Below are 21049 nucleotides of genomic sequence, written 5' to 3' on the forward strand. Positions count from 1 at the left end.
AGGGTTTGAATGGCAAGCACAACAGTTGCCCAACTGGCCGCAGAACTAAGTCGCAGCGCAGCTGCCCTGCTGGAACAATTGCAGGCAGCTGGGGTGGGCAAGACGACGTCCGACGACGTCATCACCGAATCCGACAAGGCCAAGTTGCTGGATTATCTGAAGCGGTCGCACGGGCAGGCCGATGACGGCTCGCGCAAGAAGATCACGCTGACCAAGCGCGAGACTTCGGAGATCCGTCAGGCGGACGCTACGGGCAAGACCCGTACCGTCCAGGTCGAGGTGCGGAAGAAGCGCGTGCTGATCAAGCGCGACGAAGCTTCCGCCGACGCCGGCGCGGATGGCCAGGAGATGGCCGCATCGGTGGTCGACGAAGCGGAAAATGCCCGCCGCGAGGAAGAGGAGCGCCGCCAGGCGGAGCTGCTGGCTCGCCAGGAAGCCGAGCTGAAGGCGCGGCAGGAAGCCGCCGAACGCGAGGAGGCCGAGCGCCGCGCGCGTCAGGAAGCGCTGGAGGCGGAAGAACGCCGCCAGGCCGAACTCGCCGCCCGCAAGGCGGAAGAGGAAGCCGCCGCGCTGCGCGCCGTCAGCGACGCTGCGCAGGACGACGCGTCCCGCAAGAAGGCCGAGGACGACAAGGTGCGCCTTGCCGCCGAGCGTGAGGCCGCCCAGAAGGCCGCGGACGATGCCAAGGCCGCCGCCGACAAGGTGCGCGCCGAGCAGGACGCCGCCCGCAAGCGCCGCGAGGCCGCCGAGGCCGAGGCCCGCGCCATCCAGCAGATGCTGAATGCGCCGGCCCGCGTGCTCAAGGCGCCGTCGGAGCGCAAGGCCGAGGAAAAGAAGGCCGAGCAGACCGGCACGCTGCACAAGCCGGTGAAGCCGGCCGGCGCGACCGACGCGAAGAAGGACGAGAAGAAGCCGGTGACGGCCACGGCAACCACGACGGTCGACAAGAAGACCGGCAAGGTGGTCAAGGGCACGTCGTCGACCTGGCAGGACGAAGGTTCGCGCAAGAAGGGCAGCGGCCTGAAGACGCGCGGCGACTCGTCGGGCGGCGTGGGCGGCTGGCGCGGTGGTCCGCGCGGCCGCGGCGGCCGTCATCAGCAGGACGACAGCCGCAGCAACTTCCAGGCGCCGACCGAGCCGGTGGTGCGCGAGGTGCATGTGCCCGAAACCGTGTCTGTCGCCGATCTGGCGCACAAGATGGCGGTCAAGGCCTCCGAGGTCATCAAGCAGATGATGAAGCTCGGCCAGATGGTGACCATCAACCAGGTGCTGGACCAGGAAACCGCCATGATCGTGGTGGAGGAAATGGGCCACAAGGCGCTGGCGGCCAAGCTGGACGATCCGGAAGCGCTGCTGGTGGTGGGCGAGGACCATGGCGATGCGGAGCAGTTGCCGCGTCCGCCGGTGGTGACCGTGATGGGCCACGTCGACCACGGCAAGACCTCGCTGCTCGACTACATCCGCCGCGCCAAGGTGGCGGCGGGCGAAGCGGGCGGCATCACCCAGCATATCGGTGCCTACCACGTGGAAACCGAGCGTGGCGTGATCACCTTCCTGGATACCCCGGGCCACGAGGCCTTCACGGCCATGCGTGCCCGCGGTGCCAAGGCGACCGACATCGTGATTCTGGTGGTGGCCGCGGACGACGGCGTGATGCCGCAGACCAAGGAAGCCATCGCCCACGCGAAGGCGGCCGGCGTGCCGATCGTGGTGGCCATCAACAAGATGGACAAGCCCGAGGCCAATCCCGACCGCGTCAAGCAGGAACTGGTGGCCGAGCAGGTGTTGCCGGAAGAGTACGGCGGCGACTCGCCGTTCGTGCCCGTGTCCGCCAAGACCGGTGCCGGCATCGACGACCTGCTGGAGCAGGTGCTGCTGCAGGCCGAAGTGCTGGAACTGAAGGCGCCGGTCGATGCGCCGGCCAAGGGCCTGGTGGTGGAAGCCCAGCTCGACAAGGGCAAGGGTCCGATCGCCACCATCCTGGTCACCAGCGGCACGCTCAAGCGTGGCGACGTGGTGCTGGCCGGCAGCGCCTACGGCCGCGTGCGTGCCATGCTGGACGAGAACAGCAAGCCGACCAAGGAAGCCGGCCCGTCGATCCCGGTCGAAATCCAGGGCCTGTCCGAGGTTCCGGCCGCGGGCGAGGAAGTGCTGGTGTTGCCGGACGAGCGCAAGGCCCGCGAAATCGCGCTGTTCCGCCAGGGCAAGTTCCGCGACGTGAAGCTGGCCAAGCAGCAGGCGGCCAAGCTCGAGACGATGCTGGAGCAGATGGCCGAGGGCGAGGTGCAGACGCTGCCGCTGATCGTCAAGGCCGACGTGCAGGGTTCGCAGGAAGCGCTGGTGCAGTCGCTGCAGAAGCTGTCGACCGACGAAGTGCGCGTGCAGATCGTGCACGCCGCCGTGGGTGGCATCACGGAGTCCGACGTCAACCTGGCCACGGCATCGAAGGCCGTGATCATCGGCTTCAACGTGCGCGCCGACGCAGGCTCGCGCAAGCTGGCCGAGAACAACGGCATCGACATCCGCTACTACAACATCATTTACGATGCGGTGGACGAGATCAAGGCGGCGATGTCGGGCATGCTGGCGCCGGAGAAGCGCGAGGTCGTGATCGGCCAGGTCGAGGTGCGCCAGGTATTCCGCGTGCCGAAGATCGGCGCGGTGGCCGGTTGTATGGTCACCGACGGTACGGTCAAGCGCGGTGCCTTCGTGCGCGTGCTGCGCAACAACGTCGTGCAGTTCTCGGGCGAGCTCGATTCGCTCAAGCGCTTCAAGGACGATGTCAAGGAAGTCAAGCAAGGCTTCGAGTGCGGTCTGTCGATCAAGAACTTCAACGACGTTCAGGAAGGCGACCAGCTCGAAGTGTATGAAATCACCGAGGTGGCGCGCTCGCTGTAAGGCGGCGCACGGCGGCGGGTCCGGTTCACGGGCCCGCCGGCACTACCTCACGGAGCCGACCTCACGGTCGTATTGAATGGCCAAGAAAGGCAATATCTCTTCCCGCAACCTGCGCCTGTCCGACCAGATCCAGAAGGACCTGGCCGAGATGATCCAGCGCGAGCTGCGCGACCCCCGCCTGGGGCTCGTCACGCTGCAATCGGTCGCGCTGACCCCGGACTATGCGCACGCCAAGGTGTACTTCACCGTGCTGGGCGCGGAGCCCGAGGACGCGGCGGCCATCCTGAACGAGAAATCCGGCTACCTGCATTCGCTGCTGTACAAGCGGCTGCATATCCATACCGTGCCGACGCTGCGGTTCTTCCACGATACGTCGGTCGAACACGCGATCAAGATGTCGCAACTGATCAACGAGGCGAATGCCACGCCGCCGAAGGACGACTGAACGCTGTCGTCCGTCCGAGTCGCCAGTCCGGCCCGCCTAGGCGGGCCGTGCTGTTTCTGCGGCATGCGCCTTCGCTCCCATCCCGTTCCGTTTCATGACCGCTCCCAACGATAACGCCGCACCCCAGCGCCCGCCGCGGCTGCCGCGCCGCGATGTGCACGGCGTGCTGCTGCTCGACAAGCCCCTGGGCCTGTCGTCCAACGATGCGCTGGTGCGCGCCAAGCGCCTGCTGCGCGCGCAGAAGGCCGGCCACACCGGTACGCTCGATCCGCTGGCCAGCGGCCTGCTGCCGCTGTGCTTCGGGGAGGCGACCAAGTTCTCGCAGGACCTGCTGGAGGCAGACAAGACGTACGAGGCCGTGGTGCGGCTGGGCCAGAAGACCAGCACCGGCGACGCGGAGGGCGAGGTCATCGCCGAGCGGCCGGTGCACTGCGACATCGAGGCGGTGAAGGCCGCGCTGCTCCGGTTCACCGGCGAGATAGAACAGGTGCCGCCGATGCATTCGGCGCTGAAGAAGGATGGCCGTCCGCTGTACGAGTACGCACGTGCCGGGCAGACGGTCGAGCGCGCGGCGCGTCGCGTCACCATCCGGGAGATCGCCTTGCTGTCGTCCGGCCTGCCCGGGACGCCGGAGTTCGCCATGCGCGTGACCTGCAGCAAGGGCACCTATATCCGGACGCTGGGCGAAGACATTGGCGAGACGCTAGGCTGCGGTGCGCACCTGACCGCGTTGCGGCGTACCGGCGTCGGCGACCTGTCGCTGGCCGGCGCGGTGACGCTGGAGCAGCTGGAGGCGGTCTCCGACGAGGAGCGTCCGGCGCTGCTGGCGCCCGTGGACGCGCTGCTGCAGCGCTGTCCCGTGGTGGTGCTCGACGCCGCGGCGATGACCCGCTTCCTGCAGGGCCAGCGCATCGCCGCGCGCGACCTGCCCGCCGGTGCCGCGCCGGAGGAGGGCGCGCTGGCGCGCGTCTATGGCGGCGAGCCGCGCCGTCTGCTGGGCGTGGCGCGGATGCGCGAAGGCGCGCTGCGGCCGGAGCGGCTGGTAAAGCTGTAGACCGGCGCGCTGGCGTACGAAGCAAAAAAGGGGCGCCCGCATGGGCGCCCCTTTTTGCTTGCTGCCGATTCCCCTCGTGTCGCGCGTACCGCTCAGTGCGCCGCCATCGCGTCCGCCGAACCGCCGCCTTGCTTCCCGGGCTTCGTCAGCCAGACGAATACGATCAGGAAGAAGAACAGCACGCCGGAGATCCAGAAGATGTCGTTCGCCCCCAGCATGGCGGCCTGCTGCGAGATGGTGCGCTCGATCACGCCGACGGCCTGCGTCTGGCTCATGCCCAACTGCGTCAGATGGTCGAGCTGCGCGGTATAGGTCGGGTTGTACGGATTGACCTGTTCCACCAGCCGCGCATGGTGCAGGGCCGTGCGGTTCTCCCAGATGGTGGTCGAGATCGACGCCCCGATCGCACCGAAGGTGATGCGCACGAAGTTCGACAGGCCCGACGCCGCCGGGATCTTGTCCGGCGGCTGGCCGGACAGGATGATCGACGTCAGCGGGATGAAGAACATCGCCATCGCCGCGCCTTGGATCAGCGTGGGAATCATCAGCGTGGTGGTGTCCACGTCGATGGTGAAGCGCGAGCGCATCAGGCTCACCACGCCGAAGGTGATGAACGCTGCGGTGGCGACCCAGCGCGCGTCCATCTTCGGCAGGTTGCGGCCGATCACCGGCGACAGCAGGATCGCGAAGATGCCCACCGGCGCCATCACGATGCCCGCGTCCGTGGCGGTGTAGCCCACGATGGTCTGCAGCCACAGCGGCAGGATCACCAGGTTGCCGAAGAACAGGCCGTAGGCGACCGAGATCGCCACCACGCCCGCGCTGAAGTTGCGCCCCTTGAACAGGTGGATGTCCACCACCGGGTGCTTCTCGTAGTTCTCCCAGGCCAGGAAGAACAGGAAGCCGACGATGGCGATGACCGTGAGCGCGACGATCTCGGGCGACTGGAACCAGTCCAGCTCCTTGCCCTTGTCGAGCATCAGCTGCATCGACCCCACCCAGATGACCAGCAGCGCCAGGCCGATGCGATCGATCGGCAACTGCTTGGTTGGCGTCTCGCGGTCGCGATAGATGGCCCAGGTCGCATAGGCCGCGAGAATGCCCACCGGGATGTTGATATAGAAGATCCACGGCCAGGTCATGTTGTCGGAGATCCATCCTCCGAGCAGCGGGCCCATGATCGGCGCCACCAGCGTGGTCATGCCCCAGAGCGCGAGGGCCATGGTGCTCTTGTGCGGCGGATAGCTCGACAGCAGCAGCGACTGCGAGAGCGGAATCATCGGGCCGGCCACCGCGCCCTGCAGGATGCGCGCGGCCAGCAGCACCTCGAGGTTGGGCGCGATGCCGCACAGCCATGACGAGATCACGAACAGCAGGATCGACGTGATGAACAGCCGCACCTGGCCGAAGCGCGTGGTCAGCCAGCCGGTGAGCGGCACCGAGATGGCGTTGGCCACCGCGAACGACGTGATGACCCACGTGCCCTGGTTGGGCGCGACGCCGAGATCGCCGGAGATGGCAGGGATAGAGACGTTGGCGATCGACGAGTCCAGCACGTTCATGAACGTGGCCAGCGACAGCGCGATGGTGCCGATCAGCAGCTTGCCGCCCGTGAGCGGCGCATGTACCGCACCGGCCGGCGGCTGGGGCGCGGCCGCGGCGGGAGGGGCCGGCGGCGCGCCGGCGGCGTTGGCGGAGGTAGCCATGATCAGGTGTGGGCCGGCTTGGCGCCGCGCGCAACGGCGGGCGCGGCGGCGGGCGCGCCCGTCTGGCGGCCGCCATTGTTGACCGCGATGATGCGCGCGATCAGCTCGTCCGCCTCGTGGCCCACCTTGTCATAGACGTTGGTCTGCATGGGCGCGACCGCATTGGCCGAAACCAGCGAGGCGCCGTCTTCCTTGCGCACGTCGACGGACACGTTCATCGACAGGCCCACGCGCAGCGGATGGTCCTTGAGCTCGCGCGCATCCAGCGCGATGCGCACCGGCAGGCGCTGCACCACCTTGATCCAGTTGCCGGTGGCGTTCTGCGCCGGCAGCAGCGAGAAGGCCGACCCGGTACCGGCCGAGAAGCCGGCCACCTTGCCGTGGTATTCGACCTTGGAGCCGTAGACGTCGGCTTCCAGCGTGACCGGCTGGCCCACGCGCATATGGGTGATCTGCACCTCCTTGAAGTTCGCATCGACCCAGACCTGGTCCAGCGGCACCACGGCCATCAGCGGTGCGCCGGGTGCGACGCGCTGGCCGACCTGCACCGAACGCTTGGCGACATAGCCGGTAACCGGCGCGGGCATCGTCGAACGGGCATAGGCCAGGTAGGCAGCGCGCAGGTTGGCGGCGGCGCGCTGCACGCTCGGATGCTTCTCCACCGTGGTCTGGTCCGTCAGGGCGCGGTTCGACGCCAGCTGTTCGCGCGCGGCCAGCAGCGCCGATTCGGCGCCCTTGAGCGTGGTCTGCGCGTGCGACAGTTCCTCGCTCGACACGGCGCCCGAGCCGGCGATCGCCTGGCGGCGCTTGTAGTCCTCCCGGGCGCGCGCCACGTCGGCCTCGCGCAAGGCGACATTGGCCGCGAGCGAGCCGTTGTTGACGTACAGTGTGCGCACTTCGCGCACGGCCTGCGCGAGCTGCGCCTCGGCCTGCTCGAGGGCGACCTCGGAGTCGGCGCGGTCCAGCTGGATCAGCGGCTGCCCCGCGGTCACGAGCTGCGTGTCGTCGGCGCCGATGGAGATCACGGTGCCGCCGACCAGCGGCGTCACCTGGACCACGTTGCCGGCGACATAGGCGTCGTCCGTGCTTTCGAAATGGCGGGCGTAGGCGGCCCAGTACGCGCCGTAGGCGAGGCCCGCGACCACCACCGCGGCGGTCAGCGAGAGCAGCAGGCGCTTGCGCTTGCCGTTGTTGTCGGGTGCGGATGCGGCCGTGGCCGGAGTCTGGTTGGTGCTCATGGTGTCGTTGTCAGTGTTCTGGATGTTCTGGATGTTCTGGATGTTCTGGACGCTTCAAGCCGGATTCGTCGTGGATGGCGTCAGCCCTGCGCGCCCGCGACTGCGCGAGCGCCGTGCGCTGGCGCGGTCGCGGCATGCGCGTGGTCTTCGGCCGGTTCGCGATAGCCGCCGCCCAGCGCCTTCATCAGGCCCATCTGCAGGTCCAGGCGGCGCGCCTGCAGGTCGGTGGCGAGGCGCCGCTGCTGCAGCACGTTGCTCTCGGCGTTGAGCACGGTGAGCTGGGTGCCCAGCCCCGCCTTGTAGCGCATCGTGGCGAGCGAGTAGGCGCGCTCGGCCAGGGAGAGCGCCTCGCGCTGGGTCTGGATCTGCGCGTCAACGCTGCGCAGGCTGGCGACGTTGTCGGCGGTTTCGCGCAGCGCATCGACCAGCGTCTGGTTGTAGTTCGCCACGGCCAGGTCGTACTGCGCGTACTTGCCCTTCAGGTTGGCGCGCAGGCGCCCGCCCTCGAAGATCGGCAGGTGGATGGCGGGGCCGATGCCGAACGTCCGGCTGATGCCCATCAGCAGGTTCGAGGGTTCCAGCGACGCGAGCCCGGCGAAGGCGGTCAGGCTGACGGCGGGCAGGAACTCGGCCTTCGCGACATCGATGTCCCGGGACATCGCTTCCACGCGCCAGCGCGCGGCCACGAGGTCGGGGCGCCGGCCGAGCAGGTCGATCGTCAGGTTGTCCGGCAGCCGCGGCGTGTCGTGCGCGAGCAGGGTGGGGCGCGCGATGGCCAGGCCGCGGTCGGGGCCCTTGCCCAGCAGCGCCGCGATCTGGTTGCGCGCCAGCGCGATGTCCTCGTCCACGCGTTGCAGCTCGGTCTGCGCCGCGGCCACGGTGCCGCGCGCCTGCGTGGTCTCGACCTGCGTATCCAGGCCCGCGGTCAGCCGCTGGTGCGACAGCTCGGTGAGGTCGCGGCGCTGCGCGATCGCGCGCTCGGCCACATCGCGCTGCGCATACAGCGCCGCCAGCCGCGCATAGTTCCGCGCCACGGCGGTGGTCAGGATCAGGCGCGACGCCTGGCTCTCGGCCTCGGCGGCGCGGTCGTCCGACAGTGCGGCCTCGAGCGCGGCGCGGTTCTTGCCCCAGAAGTCGAAATCGTAGGACAGGCCGGCCTGCAGGCGCGACTGGTTCTGCCACGAGCCCGCGAGCGGCGTGCCCTCGAACAGATCGGTTTCGGAAAAGCGCTGGCGGGTCAGGCTGGCTTCGAAATCGGCGTGCGGATAGAGCGCGCTGCGGGTGGCGTCGGCCATGGCGCGCGAGGCCTCGACGCGGGCCAGCGCGGCCTGCAGGTTGGGGCTGTCCTTGACCGCTTCGTCGACGAGGGCGCGCAGCTGCGCGTCGCCGAACTGGTCCACCCAGTCCTGCGTCGGCCATTGGCCGTGCTCGGAGGGCAGGGTCTGCGCGCTGGCGAGCGCGGCAGGCTTGGTCATGACCTGGGTGCTGTGGGAATTGCCGAAGGCGGCGCAGCCGGCCAGCGCGGCGGCGGCCAGCGCGGTCAGCGCGAAGGCGCCGGCGCGGCGCAACGGCGCGTATGCGGGCGTGGCCGGACGGTGGAAGAACGATGGGTTCATGGTGATGCTCGACTGCGGTAAGTAGGGTTCAGGCAAACGGCGTTGGCGAAAGTGAGACGACGGCGTCGTGGCCCTATCCGCTGTTGTTGCCGATGATCCGCAGCAGCATGCCGCGAAAGGTCTCGATCTCGTCCCGGGTGAAGTCGCGGAAACGCCGGTTGAGCACGCGGCAGAAGATCGGCGGCAGGGCGTCGGCCACCGCGTGGCCGGCCGGCGTGATGGACAGGTCGACGATGCGGCGGTCCGCGTCGCTGCGATGGCGCTCGATGAGCCCGCGCTTTTCCATGCGGCTCAGCAGCCGGGTGATCGATCCCATGTCGCTGTTGAGCAGACGGCCGAGGTCGGTCACGGTGCGCGCGCGCCCGGTGGCCAGCATCATCAGGCAGGTGCCCTGCGCGTGCGTGATGTCCAGCGCCGCGACTTCCTGCTCCACCTCGTAAGAGAGGGCGTTCTTGGCCTGAGCCATCAGGTAGCCGACGCTTTCGCCCATGCAGTAGGCGAGAGGGTCGAAGAGCCCGGCATCGGCTTCCTGTTGCCCTTGTGCAGGCTGCGGCACGGCGGGTTGGTCTGTCATTCTCTTGTCCCTGCAATCATTGTCGTGGCAAATATATGCCGCACTCGAATGAACGGCAAGAAGCGCAACTGGTTATTTCGGAATGAGAAACAGTGGAGGCGACAGCTTTCGTCAACCGGAAGAAGGGGTTTTGCGCCGCAGCATGCTAGAATGTCGGGTTACTTTTGATGCTTTGCACTAAGCGAGACGCCGCAATGACCCGCGCAATCCGCAATATCGCCATCATCGCCCACGTCGATCATGGCAAGACCACCCTCGTTGACCAGCTCCTGCGCCAGGCAGGCACCTTCCGCGACAACCAGCAAGTCGTGGAACGCGTGATGGACTCCAACGACCTGGAAAAGGAACGCGGGATCACCATCCTCGCGAAGAACTGTGCCGTCGAATACAACGGCACCCATATCAATATCGTCGACACCCCGGGCCACGCCGACTTCGGCGGCGAGGTCGAGCGCGTGCTGTCGATGGTCGACGGCGTGCTGCTGCTGGTCGATGCCGTCGAGGGCCCGATGCCGCAGACGCGCTTCGTGACCCGCAAGGCGCTGGCGCTGGGCCTGAAGCCGATCGTCGTGATCAATAAGATCGACCGCCCGGGCGCGCGTCCGGACTGGGTCATCAACCAGACCTTCGACCTGTTCGACAAGCTGGGCGCGACCGACGAGCAGCTGGACTTCCCGGTGATCTATGCCTCGGGCCTGAACGGCTACGCCGGCCTGACGGAAGAGGTGCGCGACGGCGACATGAAGCCGCTGTTCGAGACCGTGCTGGACAAGGTGCCGGTCCGTAACGACGACCCGAACGGTCCGCTGCAGCTGCAGATCATCTCGCTGGACTACTCGAGCTACGTCGGCAAGATCGGCGTGGGCCGCATCTCGCGTGGCCGCGCCCGTCCGCTGCAGGACGTGGTGGTCAAGTTCGGTCCCGAGGGGAACCCCATCAAGGGCCGTATCAACCAGGTGCTGAAGTTCCGTGGCCTCGAGCGCGAGATCGTGCCCGAAGCCGAGGCCGGCGACATCGTGCTGATCAACGGCATCGACGAACTGGGCATCGGCTGCACGGTGTGCGCGCCGGAAGCGCAGGATGCGCTGCCGATGCTGAAGGTCGACGAGCCCACGCTGACCATGAACTTCCTGGTCAACAGCTCGCCGCTGGCCGGCCGCGAGGGCAAGTTCGTCACCAGTCGCCAGATCCGCGAGCGCCTGGACCGCGAGCTGAAGTCGAACGTGGCGCTGCGCGTGGCCGACACCGGCGACGACACCGTGTTCGAAGTGTCGGGCCGCGGCGAACTGCACCTGACCATCCTGCTGGAAAACATGCGCCGCGAAGGCTACGAGCTGGCCGTGTCGCGTCCGCGCGTGGTGTTCAAGGAAATCGACGGCGTCAAGCACGAGCCGTACGAGCTGCTGACCGTGGACGTGGAAGACGGCCACCAGGGCAGCGTGATGGAAGAGCTGGGCCGCCGCAAGGGCGAACTGCTCGACATGGCGTCGGACGGCAAGGGCCGCACGCGCCTGGAATACCGCATTCCCGCCCGTGGCCTGATCGGCTTCCAGGGCGAGTTCCTGACGCTCACGCGCGGCACCGGCCTGATCAGCCATATCTTCGACGACTACGCGCCGGTGCGCGAAGGCGGCCTGGGCGAGCGCCACAACGGCGTGCTGATCTCGCAGGACGACGGCGAGGCCGTGGCCTACGCGCTGTGGAAGCTGCAGGATCGCGGCCGCATGTTCGTCAAGCCCGGCGACCCGCTGTACGAAGGCATGATCATCGGCATCCACAGCCGCGACAACGATCTAGTGGTCAACCCGATCAAGGGCAAGCAGCTGACCAACGTGCGCGCCTCGGGCACCGACGAAGCTGTGCGCCTCGTGCCGCCGATCCAGATGACGCTCGAGTACGCAGTGGAATTCATCGCCGACGACGAGCTGGTCGAGATCACGCCGAAGAGCATCCGTCTGCGCAAGCGCCACCTGAAGGAGCACGAGCGCAAGCGCGCCTCGCGCGAAGGCGCGTGATCGCGTGATCGCGTAAGTCGCCGCGCGGCGCGCTTCGGCGCTTGGCACGCAGCGATCCGCCACGGCAAAAAGCCGCGCCATTCGTGCGCGGCTTTTTGCTTTTCCGGCATCGTCGAATGCGGAACGAGGACGCGAATGTGCGCGGTGCAACGCCCCGCATCTCCTTACTTCGATGCACGACAGAGAAACATACCGATCACCGTTAAGGAAGGGCCGGCCCCGCCGTTGATAGCGGGGCGGCGGGAAAAGCCGCCGTCATCAACGGGGAGCCAGTATGTTTCGCAACACCACCATCGGCACCAGGCTGTGGGTCCTGATTGTCGTCACCAATATTCTTCTGCTGATTGTCGGTGCCTTCGGCTGGCTTGGCATGTCGCGCAGCAACGACGCCACACGGCAGATCTATCAGCAGCAACTGGCGGCCGCGGTGCATCTGTCCGAAGCGCGCGCCAACCAGCTGCTGGTGCGCGTGCTGCTGGATCAGGCCACCTTCAGCACCGATCCCGCGGAAGCGCAGAAACGCGCGGCCACCGCGGACGGCTTTGCCAAGCAGTCGAACGCGGCCTGGAACGCCTATCTCGCCTTGCCCCGCTCCGCCGAGGAAAACAAGGTCGCGCAGGAAGTCTCCGCGCGGCGCGAGGCCATGTACACGCAGGGGGTGGCGCCGATGATCGCCGCGCTGCATGCCGGCGACCGCGAACGGGTGATGGGCCTCGTGCTCGACACCATCCCGAAGCTGGATATCGCCTTCACCACCGTCAACAGCGAGCTGGGCAAGCTGCAACTCGCTGGCGCGCAGGCCGTCTACGCCGATTCGCAGCAGCGCTATGCGCGGCTGCGCGCGTGGTCGCTGGCGGTGCTGGTGCTGGGCGTCGTGTTCAGCACGGTGGTGGCCTGGCGCCTGCGCCGCTCGATCGTCGCGCCGCTCGATGCGGCCATCGTCCGCTTCGAGCGCATCGCCGCGGGTGACCTGAGCGCGGCGGCAAGCGGTCGAGACGCGTCTGCCCGGCACGGCGCCGAGGATGAACTGAACGCGGACCGCAGCGAAACCGGCCGCATGCTGCAGATGCTCACGCGCATGGAGGTTTCGCTGGCCGCAATGGTGGGCGAGGTGCGCACCGGCGCCGACGCGATCGCGGCGGCAAGCCGGCAGATCGCGATGGGCAACACCGACCTGTCGCAGCGCACCGAGGAACAGGCGGCGTCGCTGGAAGAGACGGCATCGAGCATGGAGCAGCTGACCGGCACGGTCCGGCAGAACGCCGACAACGCGCGGCAGGCCAGTACGCTGGCCGTGGACGCGAGCGGGCTGGCCGAGCGCGGCGGCGATGCGGTGGGCCGCGTCGTCGACACCATGCAGGCCATCGACGCCAGCGCCAACAAGATCGTGGACATCATCGACGTGATCGAGAAGATCGCGTTCCAGACCAATATCCTCGCGCTCAACGCCGCGGTGGAAGCGGCGCGCGCCGGCGAGCATGGCCGCGGTTTTGCCGTGGTGGCGGGCGATGTCCGCGATCTCGCCCAGCGCTGCGCGTCGGCGTCCAAGGAAATCCGCGGCCTGATCGACACCTCGGTGTCGAACGTGCGTACCGGCAGCGGCATGGTGGACGAGGCTGGCCGCACGATGGAGGACATCGTGGCGGCCGTGCGCAAGGTCACCTCGATCGTGGGCGGCATCAGCGCGGCCTCGCACGAACAGTCGCAAGGCATCGAGCAGGTGAATCAGGCGGTGACGCAGATGGACAGCATGACGCAGCAGAACGCCGCGCTGGTGGAGCAGGCCGCGGCCGCCGCCACGTCGCTGGAAGACCAGGCGCAGCGCCTGAACGCGCTGATGTCGCGCTTCCGGCTCGCGTGAGCGCGGCGGCGCACTGCGCGCGCCGGCCAGGGAATCGGCGCGCGCAAGGCCCGGTGTAAAGTAGCGGATTGATCTTCGCACACGCAGGAATCCGCTGACATGACCGATTTTGTCCAGGCCGAGGTCCACGGTGGCATCGGCTATCTGACCCTGAACCGCCCGCAGGCGCTCAATGCGCTGTCGCTCGACATGATCCGCGCGCTCACGCGCACGCTCGATGCCTGGGAAGGCGCCACCGACGTGGTCGCGGTGGTCATCGCCGGTGCCGGCGGGAAGGCGTTCTGCGCGGGCGGCGATATCCGCTTCTTCCATCGGGCCGCGCTCGCCGGCGATCCGCTGCTCGACCAGTTCTTCGTCGAGGAATACGCGCTCAACTACCGTATCCATCGCTATGCCAAGCCCTATATCGCGCTGATGGACGGCGTCGTGATGGGCGGCGGCATGGGCATCTCGCAGGGCGCGCGGCTGCGCCTGGTGACGGACCGCACCAAGATGGCCATGCCCGAGACCAATATCGGCCTGTTCCCCGACGTGGGCGGCGGCTGGTTCCTGTCGCGCACACCCGGTCGTGTCGGCGAATATCTCGGCCTGACCGGCGCCGTGATTCACGCGGCGGATGCGCTCCATGCCGGCCTGGCGGACGCCTATCTTCCCGCCAACGCGCTGGCCGAACTGCAGGCCGCGATGCGCGCCGCCACGTTCGCCACCGGGGACGCCGTACTGGATTTCATCGCCGCGCGCACCGCCCCCCATCGGGCGGCGTGCAATCCGGGCGAGAGCCAGCTCGCGGCTCAGCGCGACGCGATCGACGCCGATTTCGCCCATGCCACCGTCCCGGCAATCCTGGCCGCGGTCAGCGACCGCGAGGGCGACTGGGCGGCACAGACCGCCGCGATGCTGCGCACCCGTTCTCCCTCGATGCTGTGCGTCACGCTGGAGCAGATCCGTCGCGCCCGCTCCATGGAACTGGCCGACGAACTGCGGATGGAGCTCGACATGATGCACGGCGTGTTCCGCCACGGCGACGGCGTGGAAGGCATCCGCGCGCTGGCGGTCGACAAGGACCACAGCCCGAAGTGGCAGCCCGCCCGGCTCGACGAGGTGAGCCGCGAGCGTGTCCAGGCGTTCTTCGAAAGTCCTTGGTCGCGCGCGGCACATCCATTGGCTTCGCTGTGACAGCCACGTGACGTCGAAGCCATACGGAGGGAGGATGGGAAGCAGGGCCCGGAGTGGGGTAGAGTGACGGTTTGGCCGGGGGCTCATGCCCCGGCGGCGCGACAATCGGCCATGGTGGCGGGTTTGCAGCCCGCGCCGACCGATCTCTTTCTCAACGAAGCCAAGGAGCCGTGATGAGTACTCCCCGTGATGTGGCCGTGCTGGTGGGCAGCCTTCGCAAGGAATCTTTCAACCGCAAGATGGCCCTCGCCATGGCCGCTCTGGCCCCGGCAGGCATCAAGCTGGAAATCGTTGAAATCGGTCAGTTGTCGCTCTACAACCAAGACAACGACGACAACCCGCCCGCCGAGTGGACCGCCTTCCGCGATCGCATCCGTCGTGCCGACGCCGTGATGTTCGTCACGCCGGAATACAACCGCTCCGTGCCCGCCGCGCTGAAGAACGCCATCGACATCGGCTCGCGGCCCTACGGATCGAGCGCCTGGGATGGCAAGCCTGGCGCCGTCATCAGCGTGTCGCCCAGCGCGATCGGCGGTTTCGGCGCCAATCACCATCTGCGCCAGTCCCTGGTGTTTCTGAACGTGCCAGTGATGCAGCAGCCGGAGGCCTATATCGGCGGCGCCGACAAATTGTTCGATGAGCAGGGCGGTATCGCCAACGAATCGACGCGCGCCTTCGTGCAGAAGATTCTGACCACCTTCGCCGCGTGGATCGAGCGCAACGCGCCGGCCTGAGCCGGCACTTCAGGCAGGAGCGTCCGACGCGGGGGCCGGCATGCCGGCCCTCAAGCATTGTCCGCCGTTGCCGTTAGGGGATGGATATGGACTCAAGCGATCTTTTCGGCGAAGGCGCCGCCAATGCCGAACGCGTCGGCTGGGCCGCGGCCTCTCCGCAGGTCATCGCCACGGTGCTCAACAGCGCCATCGATGCCGAGGATCTGTCCGGGTTCGCCGCGCTGCTTTCCGACATCGCGCGCGACCGCGGGCTCAAGGGCGCGCGCGACGCGCACCAGTCGATCTACGACATGCCGTATGCCAGCCTGCTGCCGCGCCAGCAGCACCTGCTGGCCGACGCCTTCGATCTGCTGATCCGCCTCGGGCTGGAATTGAAGCCGCGCGGGCCGAGGGCCGTGGACTGACCGTCGGGACGGCTGGTGCCCGTGGCATCCCGGCCCCGTTCTCCCGTCCGGTGGTAAACTCGCGGCCATCCTGAGTTTCCGATCGCCACCCGGCCCTGCCGGCGTGCGCCGATCCAACCCGCTCGGCATACCGCCGCGACCACGGTCGCGACCAAGGCCCTTCGGCCACTGCGGCAAGCCGACCTCCACGCCCGAAATGCCCGATCACCCCGCCGAAGCGGCCGCTATCAATCCCCGCCGGATCTCGGTTGCTCCCATGATGGACTGGACCGACCGGCACTGCCGCATGTTCCATCGCCAACTCAGCCGCCATACCTGGCTCTACACCGAGATGGTGACCACCGGCGCGCTGCTGCATGGCGACGTCGCGCGGCATCTCGATTTCGATGCGGCCGAGCAGCCCGTGGCCCTGCAGCTCGGCGGCAGCGAGCCCGCCGATCTGGCGCAGGCCGCGCGGCTGGGAGAGAAGTGGGGCTATGCCGAGATCAACCTGAACTGCGGATGCCCGTCCGAGCGCGTCCAGCGCGGCGCCTTTGGCGCCTGCCTGATGGCCGAGCCCGAACTGGTGGCCGATTGCGTGAAGGCGATGCGCGATGTGGTAGCGGTGCCCGTGACGGTGAAGCACCGCATCGGCATCGACACCATTGAGCACTACGATTTCGTGCGGGATTTCGTCGGCACGGTGGCGGCCGCGGGCTGCGGCACGTTTATCGTCCACGCGCGCAACGCCATCCTCAAGGGCCTGAGCCCCAAGGAAAACCGCGAGATTCCGCCGCTGCGCTACGAAGTGGCCTACCGCCTGAAGCAGGAATTCCCCGGTCTGGAGATTCTGATCAATGGCGGTATCACGACGCACGACGAGATCGCCGCCCATCTGAAACATGTCGACGGCGTGATGATCGGCCGCGAGGCCTATCACCAGCCCTATGTGCTGGCCGGCGTGGATCCGCGCTTCTATGGTGCCGACATCTGCGCGCCGTCGCGGCTCGAAGTCGAGCTGGCGATGCAGCGCTATATCGGGGATCTGGTGGAGCGGGGCGGCTACATGGGCGCGGCCACGCGGCATATGCTGGGATTGCACCGCGGCATCCATGGCGGACGCGGCTGGCGCCGCGTGCTGTCGGACGCGCGACGGATGCAGGCGATCCGTACCCGTTCCGGCGTCGACGCGCTGTTCGAGGAAGCGCGCGCGCATCTGCGTCACGAGGCGCCCGAAGCAATGGAGGCGGTGGAGGCGGGCTAGGCCGGTCGCGACGGTTGGAGGTATTCCTCTAGAACCGAACCGGCGAATCGTGCCGTGGACATCTTTCGTTGTGGTCGCGTCACTTTGCGCACGTTTGTGGCGCGTATTGGCCGCGAACCCGCATGTCCAAAGGGAATCCCCTAGATAGCCAAGCGCGGCTTACCTTTCTTAAACTATGTCGGCCCTCCAATACAGGGCTTTCTTCAACTGATTTTTGAGCCCGCTTCATGCGGGCTTTTTTTGTGCGCGGCGCAAGGCAGCGGCGGGTGCGAACTGCGCCTGTTCGGACACCCGGGGACTCATGCGGGTTCCCTCCGTTTACCCGAATGGTGCGGGTCGACAATGACGGCTACATTGCAAGGGCCTTCAGGGCATTGAGATCGCAAGAGTTGAGAGTCCGCGTCGCGGGCTCTCTTTTTTTGTGCCTGCGATTTGCAAGCCATGAACGAGCGCCATGGAAAACGCGCGACGCCACTCGACTGCCGGGCGCTACGAAACGGTACTGCTGCGGGAGGTTGCACTGGAGCGCCGGGGAGCCTCGTCGAAACAAGGGGCGTCAATGCGAGGGGAAACTGGGGTGGCTGATGGGACTCGAACCCACGACGACAGGAATCACAATCCTGGACTCTACCAACTGAGCTACAGCCACCGTAGAGACTGACCAGCGAGTGCTGAGCAGCGAAGAACGAAATTATACAAACATCGTCTCGCCGTGGCTAGTACTCTGCACAAAAAAATTCAAAGACGTCGGGGCCACCCTTTGTCTTCCGCTCAGGCGTGCAGCTTCGCCGGCGGATCGAGCTCCAGCATCCGGCAGATGGCCGCCATGCTGCCCACCATGGTGCGGCGCTGCGCGCCTTGGTAGATGCGTACGCCCTTGGACTGGCGGAACGGCACGGGCTTGACGGGAAGGCGGGCGGGGGAGCGATCGGCTTGCAGCATGGTTAACCTCATAAATTGCGGCAACAACGGGCCCTGGCGCCCGGCGGGCAGCCATGGATGAACCGGCGAAAGGCGGCGGCGCCGCCCTCGCGCCTTCAGAAACCGGAGGAGCGGATCAGCCCGACGGCGATACCTTCCAGGGAGAACTCTTCGCGCCCGGGTTCGACGATGATGCTGGCAAAGTCCGGGTTCTCGGCGATCAGCTCGATGCTCTGGCCGCGGCGCTTGAAGCGCTTGACCGTGACGTCATCGCCGAGACGGGCCACCACGATCTTGCCGTTGGTGGCCTCGGAGGCGCGCTTGACGGCGAGCAGGTCGCCATCGAGGATGCCCGCGTCGCGCATGCTCAGGCCGCGCACGCGCAGCAGATAGTCGGGGCGCTCGTCGAAGACCGAGGCATCGACCTGGTACTGGCGGTCGATGTGTTCGGCGGCGAGGATGGGGCTGCCGGCCGCGACGCGGCCGACCAGGGGCAGCGTCAGTTGCAGCACGCCGGCCAGCGGCAGCGAGAACTGGTCCGGCAATTCCGATTCGCTGCGCGATACCTTGAGCCGGATGCCGCGCGACGCGCCCGGCGTCAGTTCGATGACGCCCTTGCGGGCCAGCGCCCGCAGATGTTCCTCGGCCGCATTGGGCGACGAGAATCCGAACTCGGACGCGATCTCGGCCCGCGTGGGCGGAATGCCGGTCTGCCGGATGGTGTTGCGGATCAGGTCGAAGATCTGTTGCTGCCGCGGTGTCAGGGTCGCCATGGAGTTGCTGGTTCCTTCGCTGTCGGAGGCTTGGCCGGATTGCCGGGCCGTGCCGTGAGGCACTGTATGCATGAACAGTGTGCTGTGATTTTATACAGTATCGTGTGAAGTGCAAGTGGAATTTGCGATGATGCTCATGGACGACGGTCCATCGTGCGGAGACGCGTCAAGGCCGCAGCGGGGCAAGCGCCGGTACAATCTGGCGCTTCGTCATCCCCTGTTTACCTGCGCAGCATTCATGTCCCTCTTGCCTCGCGTCATCGTCCTTGCCACCGGCGGCACCATTGCCGGCACCTCTTCCAGCGCTGCCAGCAGCACGCGCTACCAGGCCGGCACGGTGCCGATCGACGCGCTGCTCGATGCGGTGCCGGTATTGAAGCAAGTCGCGCGCATCGAAGCCGAACAGGTGGCCCAGGTGGACAGCAAGGACATGTCCTTCGCGCTGTGGGCCACGCTGGCGGCGCGTGTTTTGTATTGGTCGGCGCAGCCGGATGTGGCGGGCATCGTGGTGACGCACGGCACCGATACCCTGGAAGAGACGGCGATGCTGCTGCATCTGGCGTGCGATACCGCGCGCGTGCCGGTGGTGCTGACCGCAGCGATGCGCCCGGCGACGTCGCTGTCCGCCGACGGCGCGCTGAACCTGCTCGACGCCGTCCGTGTCGCGCGGCATCCCGAGTCGATGGGCAAGGGCGTGCTGGTGGTGCTGAACCAGGTGATCCATGCCGGCCGCGATGCCGTGAAGGCGCATACCTCCGCCGTCAACGCCTTCGTCTCGCCGCTGGCCGGGCCGCTCGGGATCGTCCAGGACGAACTGGTGCGCTACCTGCGCGCGCCGGTGGCATTGCCTGGCGCGCCCTGGGCGGTGCCGGCAGCCTGGCCCGCGGTCGAGATCGTGGCGAGCTATGCCGGGCCGGGACGCGTGATGGTCGATGCGCTGGTGGCGGCCGGGGTGCGCGGGCTGGTGGTGGCCGCGGCCGGCAACGGCTCGATCCACGAGACGCTGGTCGCGGCGCTGGCCGACGCCGCCCGTGCGGGCGTGGCAGTGCTGCGCAGTTCCCGCACGGGGCAGGGCCATGTCACGCTGTGCAGGCATCCGGACCCCCAGGCCGGGCTGTTCGCGTCCGCCGGCGATCTCAATCCCTACAAGGCGCGGGTGGTGCTGGCGATGGCGCTGGCGCGTGATCCCGCCTTGGCTTCGGACCCCAGCGGGTTGCAGCGCCTGTTCGCCGAGATCTGATCGGGCTTGTCTGGTCAGCCGTTGCCGCGCTATAATCGCCGGCTATTTAAACCTTGCCACACCGGACAGACGCCCGGGTGGCTTATCCCAAAAGGACCATCAATGCGTCATTACGAAATCGTTTTTATCGTCCACCCGGACCAGAGCGAGCAAGTCGGTGCCATGATCGAGCGTTACAAGACGCTGGTCACCTCGCAGCACGGTCAGGTCCATCGCGTGGAAGACTGGGGCCGCCGTCAGATGGCCTACATGATCCAGAAGCTGGCCAAGGCTCACTACGTCTGCATGAACATCGAGTGCGGCAAGGAAACGCTGGCTGAACTGGAACATGCGTTCAAGTTCAACGACGCCGTGCTGCGCCACCTCATCGTCCAGACCAAGAAGGCCGAAACCGCGCCGTCGCCGATGATGAAGGAAGTCCAGCGCGAAGAAGCCCGCAAGGCCTCGCAACAGACCAGCGAGACCCCGGCTGCTTGAGTGCGATTGCGGCAGCGCCCGCCCGTTGAACGGGTCCGCGCCGCCGGCTGCCAGCAAGCGAGTGTGATTTGAATCAGGTTCGGCTCCACGCCACGCTCGCCGAGCGTGACGCCCTGCGATATACGCCCGCCGGCATTCCCGTCGTCAACTGCATCCTGCAGTACTCCGGGGAAACGGTGGAGGCGCAGACGCCAAGGCAAGTGGAGTTTGCCATCGCGGCAATGGGCGTCGGGCCGATCGGCCAGCGCCTGGAGCGGCTACCCCTCGGTACGCTGCTGGACTGCGAAGGATTCCTCGCCCGCAAGCATCGCAACAGCAAAGGTCTCGTCTTTCACATCACTGGATGTAAAGCATTCGTAAAGGATTGAATCATGGCATTCGTCAAACGTGACAACAAGAACAAGAAGCGCTTCCAACAGCAGAACCCGCTGTTCAAGCGCAAGCGCTTCTGCCGCTTCACCGTGGCTGGCGTGGAACAGATCGACTACAAGGATCTGGACACCCTGAAGGACTTCATCGGCGACAACGGCAAGATCACGCCGGCTCGCCTGACCGGCACCAAGGCGCACTATCAGCGTCAGCTCGACACGGCCATCAAGCGCGCGCGTTTCCTCGCGCTGATGCCGTACACCGACCTGCACAAGAACTGATAGCCCGGTCGACAAGGAGAAAAT

At 67.1% G+C, this 21049-nt stretch carries 19 protein-coding genes and 1 tRNA gene; 13 read left to right on the forward strand and 7 right to left on the reverse strand.

Annotated elements, in window-relative coordinates; all coding sequences use genetic code 11:
* Window positions 1-9 precede the first annotated feature (9 nt).
* The 3 genes from infB to truB all read left to right on the forward strand — a co-directional run bounded on the left by infB (window position 10) and on the right by truB (window position 4397).
* Complete coding sequence (infB, locus tag LDO27_RS20325) at window positions 10-2898, forward strand: translation initiation factor IF-2 (protein WP_222203533.1); 2889 nt, start codon at window positions 10-12, stop codon at window positions 2896-2898.
* A 76-nt stretch (window positions 2899-2974) separates the two neighbouring features.
* Complete coding sequence (rbfA, locus tag LDO27_RS20330; RefSeq protein WP_222203528.1) at window positions 2975-3343, forward strand: 30S ribosome-binding factor RbfA; 369 nt, start codon at window positions 2975-2977, stop codon at window positions 3341-3343.
* 94 nt (window positions 3344-3437) lie between these two features.
* Window positions 3438-4397, forward strand: a complete 960-nt coding sequence (gene truB, locus LDO27_RS20335) for a tRNA pseudouridine(55) synthase TruB (protein ID WP_222203525.1) — start codon at window positions 3438-3440, stop codon at window positions 4395-4397.
* Window positions 4398-4489: 92 nt separating this feature from the next.
* Here the strand turns inward: truB and LDO27_RS20340 are convergent, their stop codons facing one another.
* The 4 genes from LDO27_RS20340 to LDO27_RS20355 all read right to left on the reverse strand — a co-directional run bounded on the left by LDO27_RS20340 (window position 4490) and on the right by LDO27_RS20355 (window position 9531).
* Window positions 4490-6103 carry a DHA2 family efflux MFS transporter permease subunit gene (locus tag LDO27_RS20340; RefSeq protein ID WP_224043696.1) on the reverse strand — a complete coding sequence of 538 codons (1614 nt, stop codon included), beginning with the start codon at window positions 6101-6103 and terminating at the stop codon, window positions 4490-4492.
* Window positions 6104-6105: 2 nt separating this feature from the next.
* Complete coding sequence (locus LDO27_RS20345) at window positions 6106-7341, reverse strand: HlyD family secretion protein (protein WP_224043698.1); 1236 nt, start codon at window positions 7339-7341, stop codon at window positions 6106-6108.
* 80 nt (window positions 7342-7421) lie between these two features.
* A complete protein-coding gene (locus tag LDO27_RS20350) occupies window positions 7422-8957 on the reverse strand; it encodes an AdeC/AdeK/OprM family multidrug efflux complex outer membrane factor (RefSeq protein WP_224043699.1) in 1536 nt (511 codons plus the stop codon).
* 73 nt (window positions 8958-9030) lie between these two features.
* Window positions 9031-9531: a MarR family winged helix-turn-helix transcriptional regulator gene (locus LDO27_RS20355; RefSeq protein WP_222203517.1), complete on the reverse strand. Its 501-nt coding sequence runs from the start codon at window positions 9529-9531 to the stop codon at window positions 9031-9033.
* A gap of 194 nt (window positions 9532-9725) precedes the next feature.
* Between LDO27_RS20355 and typA the strand changes: the two genes are divergently transcribed.
* The 6 genes from typA to dusA all read left to right on the forward strand — a co-directional run bounded on the left by typA (window position 9726) and on the right by dusA (window position 16964).
* Entirely contained in the window at window positions 9726-11546 is a 1821-nt protein-coding gene (gene typA / locus LDO27_RS20360; RefSeq protein WP_224043707.1) for a translational GTPase TypA, read from the forward strand.
* Between the two features lie 274 nt (window positions 11547-11820).
* A complete protein-coding gene (locus tag LDO27_RS20365) occupies window positions 11821-13407 on the forward strand; it encodes a methyl-accepting chemotaxis protein (protein ID WP_224043709.1) in 1587 nt (528 codons plus the stop codon).
* Window positions 13408-13506: 99 nt separating this feature from the next.
* Window positions 13507-14583, forward strand: a complete 1077-nt coding sequence (locus LDO27_RS20370; RefSeq protein ID WP_224043711.1) for an enoyl-CoA hydratase/isomerase family protein — start codon at window positions 13507-13509, stop codon at window positions 14581-14583.
* A gap of 173 nt (window positions 14584-14756) precedes the next feature.
* Complete coding sequence (locus LDO27_RS20375; RefSeq protein ID WP_224043712.1) at window positions 14757-15317, forward strand: NADPH-dependent FMN reductase; 561 nt, start codon at window positions 14757-14759, stop codon at window positions 15315-15317.
* Between the two features lie 86 nt (window positions 15318-15403).
* On the forward strand, window positions 15404-15721 hold the full coding sequence (locus LDO27_RS20380) for a hypothetical protein (protein ID WP_222203508.1): 318 nt from the start codon (window positions 15404-15406) through the stop codon (window positions 15719-15721).
* Between the two features lie 196 nt (window positions 15722-15917).
* Window positions 15918-16964: a tRNA dihydrouridine(20/20a) synthase DusA gene (gene dusA / locus LDO27_RS20385; RefSeq protein ID WP_224043714.1), complete on the forward strand. Its 1047-nt coding sequence runs from the start codon at window positions 15918-15920 to the stop codon at window positions 16962-16964.
* 573 nt (window positions 16965-17537) lie between these two features.
* Here dusA and LDO27_RS20390 read toward each other — a convergent pair.
* From LDO27_RS20390 to lexA, 3 genes are all read right to left on the reverse strand, one after another.
* Window positions 17538-17613: transfer RNA gene (locus LDO27_RS20390), tRNA-His, on the reverse strand.
* A gap of 122 nt (window positions 17614-17735) precedes the next feature.
* Window positions 17736-17906, reverse strand: coding sequence for a hypothetical protein (locus LDO27_RS20395; RefSeq protein ID WP_222203506.1), 171 nt, complete (start codon window positions 17904-17906; stop codon window positions 17736-17738).
* 95 nt (window positions 17907-18001) lie between these two features.
* Window positions 18002-18658, reverse strand: coding sequence for a transcriptional repressor LexA (gene lexA, locus LDO27_RS20400; RefSeq protein WP_222203505.1), 657 nt, complete (start codon window positions 18656-18658; stop codon window positions 18002-18004).
* 238 nt (window positions 18659-18896) lie between these two features.
* On the opposite strand from lexA, the gene LDO27_RS20405 reads away from it, so the two are divergent.
* From LDO27_RS20405 to rpsR, 4 genes are all read left to right on the forward strand, one after another.
* The gene (locus LDO27_RS20405; protein WP_224043715.1) at window positions 18897-19898 is read left to right on the forward strand and encodes an asparaginase; all 1002 of its coding nucleotides are present in this window, start codon (window positions 18897-18899) and stop codon (window positions 19896-19898) included.
* A 102-nt stretch (window positions 19899-20000) separates the two neighbouring features.
* Window positions 20001-20375, forward strand: coding sequence for a 30S ribosomal protein S6 (gene rpsF / locus LDO27_RS20410; RefSeq protein ID WP_224043716.1), 375 nt, complete (start codon window positions 20001-20003; stop codon window positions 20373-20375).
* 68 nt (window positions 20376-20443) lie between these two features.
* Window positions 20444-20743, forward strand: a complete 300-nt coding sequence (priB, locus tag LDO27_RS20415) for a primosomal replication protein N (RefSeq protein ID WP_222203497.1) — start codon at window positions 20444-20446, stop codon at window positions 20741-20743.
* Window positions 20744-20746: 3 nt separating this feature from the next.
* Complete coding sequence (gene rpsR, locus LDO27_RS20420; protein ID WP_006163606.1) at window positions 20747-21025, forward strand: 30S ribosomal protein S18; 279 nt, start codon at window positions 20747-20749, stop codon at window positions 21023-21025.
* The last annotated feature ends 24 nt before the right edge of the window (window positions 21026-21049 follow it).

The sequence above is a fragment of the Cupriavidus respiraculi genome (genome assembly GCF_914271545.1).
GTDB lineage: Bacteria > Pseudomonadota > Gammaproteobacteria > Burkholderiales > Burkholderiaceae > Cupriavidus > Cupriavidus respiraculi.